An 11,964-nucleotide genomic window follows, 5' to 3' on the forward strand; every position below is an offset into this window, starting at 1 on the left:
CTCTACTCTGATGATTATTTATTATCACAGTATTATACGGCGGTGAACAGATGGAAACGACGAGCGGAAACCTTGCCTCCACGCTCAAGATCGAGCCGGGCATTACCGCAATTATCGGCAGTGGCGGCAAGTCGACCCTACTAAAGACGCTCGGCCTTGAGCTTATGCGCGCCGGCGGCCGCGTGCTCCTCTGTACCACCACGCACATGTTTCCCGTCGCCGGCGTGCCATGGGACGGGTCGAGCCGTCGCCTGGGCGCCGCGCCTTGGAAGCCGGGAGCTCTGCATGTTCCTGGCTGCACTTGCGAGGCATGCGCTGGCATGAGCCGCGGAAGTATCTGCCAGGCGGGTGTTTTGGACCCGGAGACAGGCAAGCTCTCCGCCCCCGCCGAGCCGCTCAACGAGCTGGCGCAGCGCTTTGACTACGTGTTGGCCGAGGCAGATGGCAGCAAGCGACTCCCGCTCAAGGCGCATGCCGCCTGGGAGCCGGTAATTCCCGACGCCACGGCAAACGTTGTCTGGGTCGTCGGCGCTTCGGGGCTGGGCAAGCCCGTCGCCGAGGCTGCCCACCGCCCCGAGCTCTTCTGCGAGCGCTGCGGCTGCGAGCCCACCGACGCTGCCACCCCAGAGCGCGTCGCCATGGTGCTCAATGCCGAGCTGCGAATGCTGAACCTCAACAATGCCCGCATCATGCTCAACCAAGTCGACACGCTTGCCGACCCAACGATGGCAGATTGCTTCGAGGCAGCCCTCGGCAGCCCCATCGTCGCCACCAGCCTCAAGGGGTAGCTAATTTGGGACGGGGCTCTTTTAGCTACCCCATGTTGAGAGAAAAATCATCAGGCAGGCAAGGGTAGCTAAAAGAGCCCCGTCCCAAATTAGCTACCCTGGCGGCCTTCCTGCTAGCGGGGGACGTAGCGGCCGGGTTGGGCTCCGGTGGGCTCGCCGTCGCGTGCCACCAGCACGCCGTTCACAAACACGACCTTGGCGCGGCCATGTGCCCCAAAACCCTCGAGCGGCGTGTAGTCCACAGCTTGATGCTGTGTCGCGGCACTGATTGTCCAGCGCGCTTTGGGATCCCACACGCACACATCGGCATCGGCGCCCTCGGCAAGACAGCCCTTGCGCGGGTACATGCCAAACACGCGCGCCGGGTTCTCGCTCATCAAGCGGCACAGATCCTCGGGGCCCAGCTGGCCCTCAAAGCTCGTGGCAATCGCGACGGGACGATGTTCCACGCCGGGCCCGCCGTTGGGAATCGCGCGGAAATCGTCGCGCCCGCGGTCCTTTTGCCCGTGCAGGTTAAAGCTGCAATGATCGGTCGCAATCGTATCGATCTCGCCGGCCACAAGCGCCTCGCGTAGCGCGGCACGGTCACCGGCATGGCGCAGCGGCGGGCTCATCACATACTTGGCACCCGCAAAGCCGTCCTCGCCCTGCTCCAAGTAGCAAGTATCGTCGAGCATCAGATACTGAGGGCAGGTCTCGACATAGATGTTCTTCTGCCCGCGCGCTTTGGCGGCGCGGATGGCCTCGAGCCCCAGCTTGGTCGAAAGGTGCACCACGTTGACCGGTGCGTCGCCGGCCAGGTGCGCCAGATACAGCAGACGGCTCACCGCCTCGGCCTCGCACACGTCCGGACGGCTGAGCGCATGGCCCTCGGGTCCATGAATCCCTCGCTCGTACACGCGCTTCTGCAGTTCATTCACCAGCGTGCCGTTCTCGCAATGCACGCACAGTATGCCGCCAATATGTTTGAGCTCCTCGAGCACCTCGAGTGTCTCGGCATCGTCCAAGCGCAGGTGGTCATAGGCAAAGTAGGTCTTAAACGACGACACGCCCGCCTCGCGCATGGCCGAAAGATCGGCGCGGTTGCGCTCGTTCCACTCGGCGAGTGCCATATGAAAGGCGTAGTTGGCCGTGCAGGTTCCGCCGGCGCGGCGATGCCACTCGGCCAAGGCATCGGGCATGGTCACGCCGCGATCGGCCGTCGCGTAGTCCACGATGGTCGTCGTGCCGCCGCAGGCAGCTGCGCGCGTGCCGGTCTCAAAGCTATCGGCTGTCCAATCCATGCCGGTCCAGCACTGCATGTGCGTGTGGCCGTCGATAAAGCCGGGAAACACCCAGCAGCCCGCGGCGTCCTCGACGGTATCGCCCTCGGCCGGCTCAATCGCCGCGGCGATCCGCACGATCTTATCGCCATCCATGGCAAGATCGGCGCGGCGAAGCCCCTGGGGCGTCACGAGCGCGCCGTTTTTGATGATGATCATAATTGCTCCTTATTGATTGATGCTGTTGGCCACGCGATCAAAATACGAGCAGGCGGCGATATGCTCCGTTATGCGTCGCTGTCCCTTGGCGGTATCGACGTCCCACAGCTCGTAGGCACGCGCCTCGACCAGCACCACGTCAATACGGTCCTTGAGGATCGAACCGCCGCCGTCCTTGCCCTCAAGACGCATGAGCGCATCGAACAGTTCCGCCGGAAAGAGCACCGGGCTCGAAGGCTCACCGTTGCACGCAAGACGCACCGGATGCTTGCGGCCACGTTCGTCAAATGCACGAACCATAGCCTCAAAAGAATCCGAACTCACGAGCGGCTGGTCGCCCGGCAAAAAGAGGCAACCTTTCCAGTTGCGTTCGACTCCCCACGAAAGGCCCGCACGGACGCTTTCGCTGCGCAGCTCGCCATCGTGCAGCACGCACGGGCAATGCTTGTCCTCGCAAATCTGAGCGACCTCGGGCCAACGCGTCGAAACCACGACGTCAAAGCCCCGGGGAACCGAATCGATGGTCCGGGCAATCAGCGGCTCGCCATAGATATCGGCAAGCATCTTGTTAGAGCCAAACCGCTTGCCCTCGCCCGAAGCCATAATGACGCATCCAAGTTTCATGGTGATACCTCCCCTGAAACCATCGTACCCATAACTCGCGCCGCGGGCATCTACATCGAAAGCGCTTATCCCGCACGCCCGCGATGCAAAAAGGGGCACCCCGCCGGTTGGCAGAGCGCCCCCTTTACATGGCTTACCTCAACCCGGCTTTAGGCCTGGAACCAACGGGCGGTGTTGCGCTCGTCGAGGGCCTTGAGGGTAGCGGCGGGATCGGCAACCTTCTGCAGGAACATCATGGCTGCGATGGCGTACGGCTTGTAGCTGGCCTCCTTGTACATGCCCACGCGGTGCATGTCGAAGACGTCGGCGTTGACCTCGCCGTGCTCGCAGGAGACACCGGAGATGTCGGCGGGCAGCGGGTGCATAAAGATGGTGTCCTGGCCGTTGGCAGTCTTCTCCATGAGCTCGGTCGTGGAGCACCAATCCTGATGGGTGGCGTTCTGAGCGAGCAGCTCCTTCTCGAGCGCAGCGATGCCGGCGTCGTCGCCCTCGGCGTACAGGTTGGTACGCTTCTCCATGGCGGCAAACGGAGCCCAGCTCTTGGGGATCACAATGTCGGCGCCTTCGAAGGCCTCGGCCATGGTGTTGACCTGCTTAAAGGTGGTGCCGGACTCGGCGGCATAGCCCTTGGCGCGCTCGACGACCTCGGGCATGAGGTCGTAGCCCTCGGGGTGAGCCAGGGTGACGTCCATGCCAAAACGGGGCAGCAGGCTGATCAGCGACTGCGGGCAGGACAGCGGCTTGCCGTAAGAGGGCGAATAGGCCCAGGTGACGGCAACCTTCTTGCCCTTGAGGTTCTCAAGGCCGCCAAACTCGTTGATGAGGTAGAGCATGTCGGCAGAAGACTGCGTGGGGTGGTCGGAGTCGGACTGCAGGGAGATGAGCGTGGGACGGTGATCCAGAACGCCGTCCTCGTAGGCCTGCTGTACGGACTCGGAGACCTCGGCCATGTAGGCGTCGCCCTTGCCGATGTACATGTCGTCGCGGATGCCGATGACGTCGGCCATGAAGGAGATCATGGTAGCGGTCTCGCGGACGGTCTCGCCGTGAGCGATCTGGGACTTCTTCTCGTCCAGGTCCTGCAGCTCAAGGCCGAGCAGGTTGGCGGCCTTAGAGAAGGAGAAGCGCGTACGGGTGGAGTTGTCGCGGAACAGCGAGACGGCAAGACCGGAGTCGAAGATCTTGGACGAAACGTTGTTCTCACGCAGCTCGCGCAGGGCGTCGGCGACGATGTAGAGCGCCTTAAGCTCATCGGTGGTCTTGTCCCAGGTGTGCAGGAAGTCGCTGCCGTACATACCCTTAAAATCGAGGCCGTTCAGCTGCTCGACGAGCTCGGTAAACTTAGCGTCCATGGAAATGTCCTTTCTAAAGATGAAACGATCGCAATGAGTAGATGTGCTCCGCCATGCGCGTGTGGCTAGAACATGCAGAGCACCATGACGAGGACCCGCCACCGTTGAGGAAGCATGGGAGATAACGACCGCGGGCCCCAAGTCAACAGGGGGTGCCGGGGACACGAGCGGCCCCCGGCTCAACAAAATCGAGGAATGGGACTAATCGATCTTGTTGTTGGTCAGACCGGCGCGGAACACGGTGGCATCGCCATCGGCCTGGCTCGGATCGTAGAGGTTCAGGGCAGCCACGTACATGGCGGCAGCGGTGACCAGGTCGTCCTTGTAGGTGACCTCGTTGGGAGCGTGAGCCTGAGACTCGGCACCCGGGCCAAAGCCCACGCAGGGGATGCCGTAGCGGCCCTGGATGGAAACGCAGTTCGTGGAGAAGGTCCACTTGTCGCACAGCGGGCGACCGGTGCGCTTGTCCATGCTGGGCTCGCAGCCGATGCGCTCGTCACCAAACATGGCCTTGTGGGCGTCGACGAGGGCCTTGACGTGCGGAGCGGTCTCCTTGTTGATCCACGTGGGGAAGTAAGCCTCGGTCTCGTAGACCTCGCCGGTCCAGGACGGACGGTCGTACATGTACATGGAGACCTTCACGTCGTCGCCGTACTTCTTGGCGGCCGGCAGGTTGCGGATCTCGTCCAGGCAGGACTCCCAGGTCTCACCGGCGGTCATGCGACGGTCGATGGAGATGGCGCAGGAGTCAGCGACAGCGCAGCGGCTGGGACTGGTGTAGAAGATCTGGCTGACGGTGCAGGTGCCGCGGCCCAGGAAGCGGGCATCCTCGAAGTGCTCGGGGTTGTACTTGGGGTCGAGCATCTTGACGAGACCCTTGATGTCGGTCGACTCGTCGCAGCCGTTGTTGTTGAGAGCGCGGACGTCGGCGATGATGTCGGCCATCTTGTAGATGGCGTTGTCGCCGCGGTCGGGAGCGGAGCCGTGGCAGGAGGTGCCGTGAACGTCGACGCGGATCTCCATGCGGCCGCGGTGACCGCGATAGATGCCGCCGTCGGTGGGCTCGGTGGAAATGACGAACTCGGGCTTAATGCCGTCCTTGTTGTAGATGTACTGCCAGCACATGCCGTCGCAGTCCTCTTCCTGGACGGTGCCGACGACCATGATCTTGTAACCCTCGGGGATGAGGCCCATGTCCTTCATCATCTTGGCAGCGTAGGTAGCGGAAGCCATGCCGCCCTCCTGGTCAGAGCCGCCGCGGCCGTAGATGATCTCGTCGGTCTCGTAGCCCTCATAGGGATCGGCGTCCCAGTTCTCAATGTTGCCGATGCCGACGGTGTCGATGTGGGAGTCGATGGCGATAATCTTGTCGCCCTCGCCCATAAAGCCCATGACGTTGCCCAGGCCGTCGACCTTGACCTCGTCATAGCCAAGGCTCTCCATCTCGGCCTTGATGCAGGCAACAACCTCACCCTCCTCGCAGGACTCAGAGGGATGGCTAATCATTGCGCGAAGAAAACGCGTCATATCAGCACGGTGGGACTCAGCAGCAGCCTTGATAGCGTCGAAATCGAGTTCTTTAGCCATTGTTCATAACCTTTCAAACGAAGGAATCTACCTGTGAGGTGGCGGAGCGATACCTATTTACTCCGCCCCAACGATTAGCAAGTGGGATATTCGCCTTCCCAAACAATGCGGCGATACTGGTCGGGATCGGTGTCGCCCTCGGTGGAGAAGCAGAGCACGGAGCTCGTCTTGTCCAGGCCGATGAGCTCCTTGAGCTCGGCGTACTCGGGATCGAGCATGAGGGTCTCGACCAGGCCGGTGGTCACAGCGCCGGACTCGCCGGAGATGACGCGCGGGTCGCCCTTCTCGGGGGCGCCTAGGGTGCGCATGCCGCGAGCGGTGACCCAGTCGGGGCAGGACACGAAGGCGGTAGCGTGGTTGCGCAGGATATCCCAGCCCAGGATATTGGGCTCGCCACAGCACAGGCCGGCCATGATGGAGGGCATGTCGCCGTCCACGATGCGCGGGTCGCCGTCGCCGGCGGCAGCGCCCTTGTACAGGCAGGCGGCCGGAGCGCACTCGACCACGACGAAGGTGGGCGGGTTATCGGGATACAGGTTGGTGAAGTAGCCCACCACGGCGCCGGCGAGCGAACCCACGCCAGCCTGGACAAACACGTGCGTCGGGCGGTTGATGGCCATCTCGCGCAGCTGCTCGGCAGCCTCGGAAGCCATGGTGCCGTAACCCTCCATGATCCAGGACGGGATCTTCTCGTAGCCCTCCCAGGCGGTGTCCTGAACGATGACGCCGCGCTCGCAGGCGTCGGCCTCGGCGGCGGCCATGCGCACGCACTCGTCGTAGTTGACCTCTTCGATGGTCACCGTGGCGCCCTCGGCGGCGATGTTATCGAAGCGGGGCTTGGTGGAACCCTTGGGCATGTGCACGACGGCCTTCTGGCCGAGCCTGTTGGCAGCCCATGCCACGCCGCGGCCATGGTTGCCGTCGGTGGCGGTAAAGAAGGTGGCCTGGCCAAAGTCCTTGGCAAGCTGATCGGAGGTCAGGTAATCGAAGGTGCACTCGGCAACGTCCTTGCCGGTCTCGTCGGCAATGTAGTTGGCCATGGCAAACGAGCCGCCCAGGACCTTAAAGGCGTTGAGGCCAAAGCGATAGCTCTCGTCCTTAACGCACAGGTTGGACAGGCCCAGGCGCGCGGCCTGGCCGTCCAGGCGGGCAAGCGGAGTGACGGTGTACTGGGGGAACGACTGGTGGAAGGCACGGGCCTTCTTCACGTGGTCGAGGCTCATGATTCCCAAGTGCTTGTCATCGCTCTTGGGCATCGTGTTGCCCGCCCACTGGATCTTATCGGCCATACGGTGAACTCCTTAAGTCCTCTCTTGCCGGCCCCCGCATACGCGTTTCAGCCCATTCCCATTCATGCGACTGAACTTTTATGTGGATGCCAAACAAAAAGTTTGTTAGCACTGTTCTATCACACTTTTTGATTGGCAAACCTAACAAATTGTTTGTTGCCGTAATCGGTACCTTATCGCCGACGAACGGTTACATAACGCAGCAACGCTTTCGTTATTTGCGAACAGGTGTGGTTTATGGCAAAGTATGCCCAAACTAATTTTTAGGAAGGCACCCATGACCCCGTCACAGATTGAGTTTTACAAGCGCCTCGCACACGGTCTGGCGCTCCAGTTTGGCCCCAACTGCGAAGTCGTCGTCCACGATCTGGAGACCGAGGACGTGGACCACTCCATCGTAGTGATCGAAAACGGCCACGTCAGCGGGCGCAAACTGGGTGACGGTCCCAGCCATATTGTGCTTGAGTCCATGCACGATGGCACCACCGACGTGCACGACCGCGAGCCATACCTCACCAAAACCGCCGATGGCAAGCTGCTCAAGTCCTCGACCATCTTTATCCGCAACGACGAAGGCAAGCCCGTCGGCATTTTGGGCATCAACTTTGACATTACGCTTATGAAGGCTTTTGAGCGCTCGCTCGACGCTTTCACCGGCACCGGCGGCACGGGCTATACCGAGCCCGAGCCCATCACCAAAAACATCGGCGACCTGCTCGAAGACCTACTGCGCGAGTGCGAACAGTTTGTGGGCAAGCCCGCGGCGCTCATGACCAAAGACGAGCGCATTCGTGCCATTGGCTACCTCGACCGTCGCGGTGCCTTCCTCATTTCCAAGTCGAGCGAGCGCGCCTGCGAGTTCTTTGGCATCTCCAAGTACAGCTTCTATAGCTACCTCAATGAGGCCAAGGCGGCGACCGGCGACAAGTAGGCACTCGCTTGGATTGCCCCTCCCCTTTTGGGCGCGAGTTCTGGAAAGCACGAATCCAAGACCGAGCCGCTTGGGAAGTTCCATATAATCGATGTCATTAGTATTTCGAAAGGATGGAACAGAATGGCGTTGAGCAAGGCATCATGCACCGGTCGCGGATTGATTCCGGCAATTGGTGGACATGTGCACCGCATGTTCGATGAGGGTGAAGACGACCTGTTTTCGCTGAGCCTTGACGATGTGATGGATGATCGCCCGTGGACCGCCGACGAACTCATGGGCGGCGGCGGGGCTCGCCCGTCAAGCCCCAATCCCGCACTTGCGCCTAAGACCGCATCTGCGCCGACTCCTGCGCAGCCGGCTGTTTCGACGCCCGCGCCTACACCCGCACCCACTTCGGCGCCCACGCCCGCTCCCCGCCCCGCAAGCGACCCGTCCGAGACGGCGGCATTTCTCGCAGCAGCGACGCAGGGCAAATCGGCCGACAGCACCGTTATGTACAGCGCCCAGCAGTTGCCTGTTCCTGCGGCACGCAAGCCTCCGGTCGCAAGGCTCGATGAGCCCGTTGCCCGTCAGGTTGCCTACGATTCCTGGGCCGCAGCCGATCTGGATGAGACCTCTACCGGCATGCCGGCGCTCGACGTTCCAGTTAACCCGCTTTTTGCCGCCAACACGAGCGCCGCAGACTATGAGGGCGGTACGGCATATTCCGATTATTCCGATGGCTATGCTGGCAACGGTCGCATCGAGACAGAGGATTATGGCACCGCATCGAGCGATTATCCCAACGATCCGTACGCTGCCACGCCTGCACCGGAATATGACCCGGAGGCCGCGTCCGCGCCGGCGTATACCAAAAGCACGGGCGAAGAGCGCTTCGCCGATTATTACGCCGAGGAAAAGGCGCTGCGTTTCTCGGAATTTCCGCAGGCTGTCAAGGTTGCCTTTATCGCCATTATCATTGCCCTGCTCGGCGTCATTGCGTTTGAGGGATTCCAGCTGTTCCGCGGCCCCACCCAAGCGGAGTCGGAGACCCAGCAAAAAGAGGACGATAACCAGTACCTGGACATCAACACCCTCAAGGGCGACCCCAACGACGGAGACGACGAGTAGCGAGAGCTGAAGGCGGCCGCTGGATCCCGCATCCAGCACCGGCTTCTAAGTGCTGTTTTGTCATCCAGCTACACTTTTCCGAAGTTTTAAGGTGCCTATTTCGACACTTTTCCGGATTTTATACTCTGTCCCTCCAGATGCGCTTTACGGTGCAGGCATTGGAAGAAGGGCCATGTGCCGCTGGCGGCCCACATGTTCTGCAGATCAAGCTGCTCGGAGACGATTCGCGCGAGCCATCTAGCTGGAAGCTCTTCGCCGACGGCGCGTGCGTTGCGGACGGATCCGGCGCCTTTGCCCGCGAGTGCTTCTGCGAGGGCGCCGAGGTGTTTTTGGACCTGTGCCGAGATGCCGTCGAGGCTGCCGAGCTGCGTCAATGGAGCCAGAGGGAATACGAGCTGCTGAGCGCCGCGCGTGGGGTTGCTATGGCGTAAGCGAGAGATCTCAGCAGTGTTACTAACGAGCAGAATCGATTTTTGCAATCAAATCGTTCGCCCATGCCACGGCATCATCGACAGTCGGCAAAACGTTAAGTCCTTCCGCCTGGGAGAAATACAGTGAGTCCCAGCCCACTCCCCTCGAGATCATTGGAGGCCACTCCTGCTCCGCACGATACGTAAAGAGTCTGATACAAACCTCTCGAGTTTTTAGGTAATCAATTTCCCCGTTGGAAATTGCAATCTGGAGATCTATCAGATCATGGGCGCGCTCGCTGCCGGGGCTGCTCGCAGCATGAAGTTTCTGGGCAATCTGATGCTCGAGCCTCATGCACGGAACCGGCCCCGGTTCGGGAAACCCGAGACCTTTCAATATTGCCGCAGCTTCAGGCGAGGAAACCATATCGGGATCGTCGGCGTCGCCGATTTCGTTATGACCGACCTCAAGCGGCAGCGTCATCCACGATTTACCATTGTAGGCAATCTTGATTTCGAACGGACGCATGACGTAAGCAGTTGGAATTCCCTTCGGAGATGCGGGCTCCCTCGGAACAATGGCACCCGAGAATCCGTTCCAGCCTATAGTGAGCGAATCTTCAAGCTTCGTCATGTAATCGTTCAGTGAGGATGCCCTAGCGGTATCGAGGTCGCGCGAGAACCGCGTGACATCCTTCCCAAAGCGAATCTTCAGGGCATTTCCACCCTTTGCGGCTCCATCGGGTAGCATCTGCCCAACAACAACGGCCGCAATGAGCCTTTTAACACGGCCCGGTTCTTCGCCCAAATCAGTGCAGAGTCGGTCTATCGCTATGTCAAGGTTACGTCTGCTGGTTGGCTTCTTGACTTCCTTCACGACAGCTCCTTCATCAGTCTCTCATGCTCATTGGAGGTAATAAGGCCCTCGGCTTGAGCGTGCTTGGTTGCCTCGATGAGGCGTTCGGTCATAACGGACCCCTTACAAGCCTCAATCGCATCAGCAACGCATTGAGAAGGGATTCCTTCATAGAACGTCGTTTTCGCATTCTCTGGAGCGGGCACTGTTTTTACCCAAGCTGGCAGTTTGCGGCGAATACGCTTTGGTGTTGCCACGGTCACGGCACGAGGATCAACAAGTGCAAGTGCATGCATAGAAAGCACTGATTCGCCCCACAGGAAACCCTCGTCACCAACAAGAGCCACTGCCTCCGCAAAGACGTCACGGGGCGTCGGAACCCATTGGGTGAGCTTGTACACTCCATGTCCTCGGCGCATCAATTTCCCAGTGGCACACCATCGGCTCAGTTCTCCGGTGGTTACGCCAATCTCGCGTGCCTGCGCAGCAGTCACGATGCCGTAGCCATCTGCCGCCAGTTCGAATATTTCATCAAAGTGTTTCATGTCAAAAGACTAACACTTTTGTATGTCTTTTGACATAGACATGGTCTTAATCAAGCATTAGAGATCTATTTAAATTCGTATAGCATTGCAATCGCCCTCTCTGAATTCGAAGCCCGCGCCGACAGCATGCGGAACTAAAAAGTACCGGCAAGAACGATATCGAATGAAATCGCTCCCGCTGGCATATATCTTACCATATAAACGAACACGTGTTCGTTCTCATCAATTATCGATTTATCACACGCCCGCTTTAGCCGCTGCCCGCGCGAATCGTCTAGCCGATAGCTCTTCGCCGACAGCGCGTGCATCGCAAGCGGCTCGGGTACCTTTGACCGCGAGTGCTTCTGCGAGGGCGCCGAGGTGTTCCTGGACCTGTGCCGCGACGCCGCGCACGCGGCCGAGCTGCACCAGTGGAGCCAAAGGGAGTACGAGCTGCTGAGTGCCGCGCGCGGGATTGCAATGGTTTGGAAACAGAGCGGTGGCGTTATCGAACTGTCGGCGCCGCCGCCTCACCAATTAGGCTGAAAGCAATCCACTCCACGTGAGCTCTGCAAGTATCTCCCAACCGCCGAACACTCACCGATCGCCATCGATCGTTCCCCAATCAGCCGGCAACTGAATCAGCGGCACAGGGTGTAAGGTAAAATGTGTAAACGGATTCAATCATTGCCAAGGAGCGAGTCGATGGGATCATTTTTCAACAAAGCACTCCAGTTCCTGAGCAAGAACTGGAAGAGAATCGTCACATCACTTGGCACCCTTGCTGCGGGCCTCTTCCTCGGAAAAAGCCTAGAGAAGCACGAAGCAGAGAAAGAGTTTTCGAAGCTCCAAAAAGTAATCAGGAAGCAAGAAGCCAAACTCATAGCGCTTGAGTCAATACAGAAGAAAAGTTTCAGCGATCAAAGAAAGATACGAGAACTCAAAACAAAAATTAGAAAGCTCGAGACGCAGAAGGATTCGCTTTCAAAACCGCCAAGGAACTAGGTTG

The 11,964-nt window shown here is 59.8% G+C and carries 12 protein-coding genes; 5 read left to right on the forward strand and 7 right to left on the reverse strand.

The window, feature by feature from the left end; translation table 11 throughout:
- Positions 1 to 50: 50 nt before the first annotated feature.
- Positions 51 to 788: a selenium cofactor biosynthesis protein YqeC gene (yqeC, locus tag LCQ44_RS00555; protein WP_196022150.1), complete on the forward strand. Its 738-nt coding sequence runs from the start codon at positions 51 to 53 to the stop codon at positions 786 to 788.
- A 113-nt stretch (positions 789 to 901) separates the two neighbouring features.
- Here yqeC and hydA read toward each other — a convergent pair whose 3' ends face one another.
- The 5 genes from hydA to dpaL all read right to left on the reverse strand — a co-directional run bounded on the left by hydA (position 902) and on the right by dpaL (position 7,121).
- Complete coding sequence (gene hydA / locus LCQ44_RS00560; RefSeq protein ID WP_138375100.1) at positions 902 to 2,269, reverse strand: dihydropyrimidinase; 1,368 nt, start codon at positions 2,267 to 2,269, stop codon at positions 902 to 904.
- Between the two features lie 9 nt (positions 2,270 to 2,278).
- A complete protein-coding gene (locus LCQ44_RS00565) occupies positions 2,279 to 2,893 on the reverse strand; it encodes a nucleotidyltransferase family protein (protein WP_138375101.1) in 615 nt (204 codons plus the stop codon).
- Between the two features lie 149 nt (positions 2,894 to 3,042).
- Positions 3,043 to 4,245 carry a knotted carbamoyltransferase YgeW gene (gene ygeW / locus LCQ44_RS00570; RefSeq protein WP_055252229.1) on the reverse strand — a complete coding sequence of 401 codons (1,203 nt, stop codon included), beginning with the start codon at positions 4,243 to 4,245 and terminating at the stop codon, positions 3,043 to 3,045.
- 201 nt (positions 4,246 to 4,446) lie between these two features.
- Positions 4,447 to 5,832, reverse strand: a complete 1,386-nt coding sequence (locus LCQ44_RS00575) for a YgeY family selenium metabolism-linked hydrolase (protein ID WP_055252228.1) — start codon at positions 5,830 to 5,832, stop codon at positions 4,447 to 4,449.
- A gap of 74 nt (positions 5,833 to 5,906) precedes the next feature.
- The gene (gene dpaL / locus LCQ44_RS00580; RefSeq protein ID WP_138113034.1) at positions 5,907 to 7,121 is read right to left on the reverse strand and encodes a diaminopropionate ammonia-lyase; all 1,215 of its coding nucleotides are present in this window, start codon (positions 7,119 to 7,121) and stop codon (positions 5,907 to 5,909) included.
- A gap of 277 nt (positions 7,122 to 7,398) precedes the next feature.
- On the opposite strand from dpaL, the gene LCQ44_RS00585 reads away from it, so the two are divergent.
- From LCQ44_RS00585 to LCQ44_RS00595, 3 genes are all read left to right on the forward strand, one after another.
- On the forward strand, positions 7,399 to 8,052 hold the full coding sequence (locus LCQ44_RS00585; protein WP_175406064.1) for a helix-turn-helix transcriptional regulator: 654 nt from the start codon (positions 7,399 to 7,401) through the stop codon (positions 8,050 to 8,052).
- A 123-nt stretch (positions 8,053 to 8,175) separates the two neighbouring features.
- Positions 8,176 to 9,165, forward strand: a complete 990-nt coding sequence (locus tag LCQ44_RS00590) for a hypothetical protein (protein WP_195246776.1) — start codon at positions 8,176 to 8,178, stop codon at positions 9,163 to 9,165.
- A 149-nt stretch (positions 9,166 to 9,314) separates the two neighbouring features.
- Positions 9,315 to 9,596 (forward strand): hypothetical protein, encoded by a 282-nt coding sequence (locus LCQ44_RS00595; protein ID WP_161170688.1) that lies wholly within the window; start codon positions 9,315 to 9,317, stop codon positions 9,594 to 9,596.
- Positions 9,597 to 9,618: 22 nt separating this feature from the next.
- Here LCQ44_RS00595 and LCQ44_RS00600 read toward each other — a convergent pair whose 3' ends face one another.
- Both LCQ44_RS00600 and LCQ44_RS00605 read right to left on the reverse strand, forming a co-directional pair.
- Positions 9,619 to 10,452 (reverse strand): nucleotidyl transferase AbiEii/AbiGii toxin family protein, encoded by an 834-nt coding sequence (locus tag LCQ44_RS00600; RefSeq protein WP_161145236.1) that lies wholly within the window; start codon positions 10,450 to 10,452, stop codon positions 9,619 to 9,621.
- Positions 10,449 to 10,976, reverse strand: coding sequence for a type IV toxin-antitoxin system AbiEi family antitoxin domain-containing protein (locus LCQ44_RS00605; protein ID WP_118259134.1), 528 nt, complete (start codon positions 10,974 to 10,976; stop codon positions 10,449 to 10,451). The genes LCQ44_RS00600 and LCQ44_RS00605 overlap by 4 nt, the downstream gene beginning before the upstream one ends.
- A gap of 684 nt (positions 10,977 to 11,660) precedes the next feature.
- Between LCQ44_RS00605 and LCQ44_RS00610 the strand changes: the two genes are divergently transcribed.
- The gene (locus LCQ44_RS00610) at positions 11,661 to 11,960 is read left to right on the forward strand and encodes a hypothetical protein (RefSeq protein ID WP_161145237.1); all 300 of its coding nucleotides are present in this window, start codon (positions 11,661 to 11,663) and stop codon (positions 11,958 to 11,960) included.
- Positions 11,961 to 11,964: the final 4 nt, after the last annotated feature.

This window comes from Collinsella aerofaciens (assembly GCF_020181355.1).
Classification (GTDB): Bacteria; Actinomycetota; Coriobacteriia; order Coriobacteriales; family Coriobacteriaceae; genus Collinsella.

Bases quoted from the DNA above. Each gene is read 5' to 3' on its own strand.
- ygeW (WP_055252229.1), bottom strand. From the start codon at position 4,245: ATGGACGCTAAGTTTACCGAGCTCGTCGAGCAGCTGAACGGCCTCGAT.
- LCQ44_RS00575 (WP_055252228.1), bottom strand. From the start codon at position 5,832: ATGGCTAAAGAACTCGATTTCGACGCTATCAAGGCTGCTGCTGAGTCC.
- hydA (WP_138375100.1), bottom strand. From the start codon at position 2,269: ATGATCATCATCAAAAACGGCGCGCTCGTGACGCCCCAGGGGCTTCGC.
- LCQ44_RS00590 (WP_195246776.1), top strand. From the start codon at position 8,176: ATGGCGTTGAGCAAGGCATCATGCACCGGTCGCGGATTGATTCCGGCA.
- yqeC (WP_196022150.1), top strand. From the start codon at position 51: ATGGAAACGACGAGCGGAAACCTTGCCTCCACGCTCAAGATCGAGCCG.
- LCQ44_RS00610 (WP_161145237.1), top strand. From the start codon at position 11,661: ATGGGATCATTTTTCAACAAAGCACTCCAGTTCCTGAGCAAGAACTGG.
- LCQ44_RS00585 (WP_175406064.1), top strand. From the start codon at position 7,399: ATGACCCCGTCACAGATTGAGTTTTACAAGCGCCTCGCACACGGTCTG.
- LCQ44_RS00605 (WP_118259134.1), bottom strand. From the start codon at position 10,976: ATGAAACACTTTGATGAAATATTCGAACTGGCGGCAGATGGCTACGGC.
- dpaL (WP_138113034.1), bottom strand. From the start codon at position 7,121: ATGGCCGATAAGATCCAGTGGGCGGGCAACACGATGCCCAAGAGCGAT.
- LCQ44_RS00565 (WP_138375101.1), bottom strand. From the start codon at position 2,893: ATGAAACTTGGATGCGTCATTATGGCTTCGGGCGAGGGCAAGCGGTTT.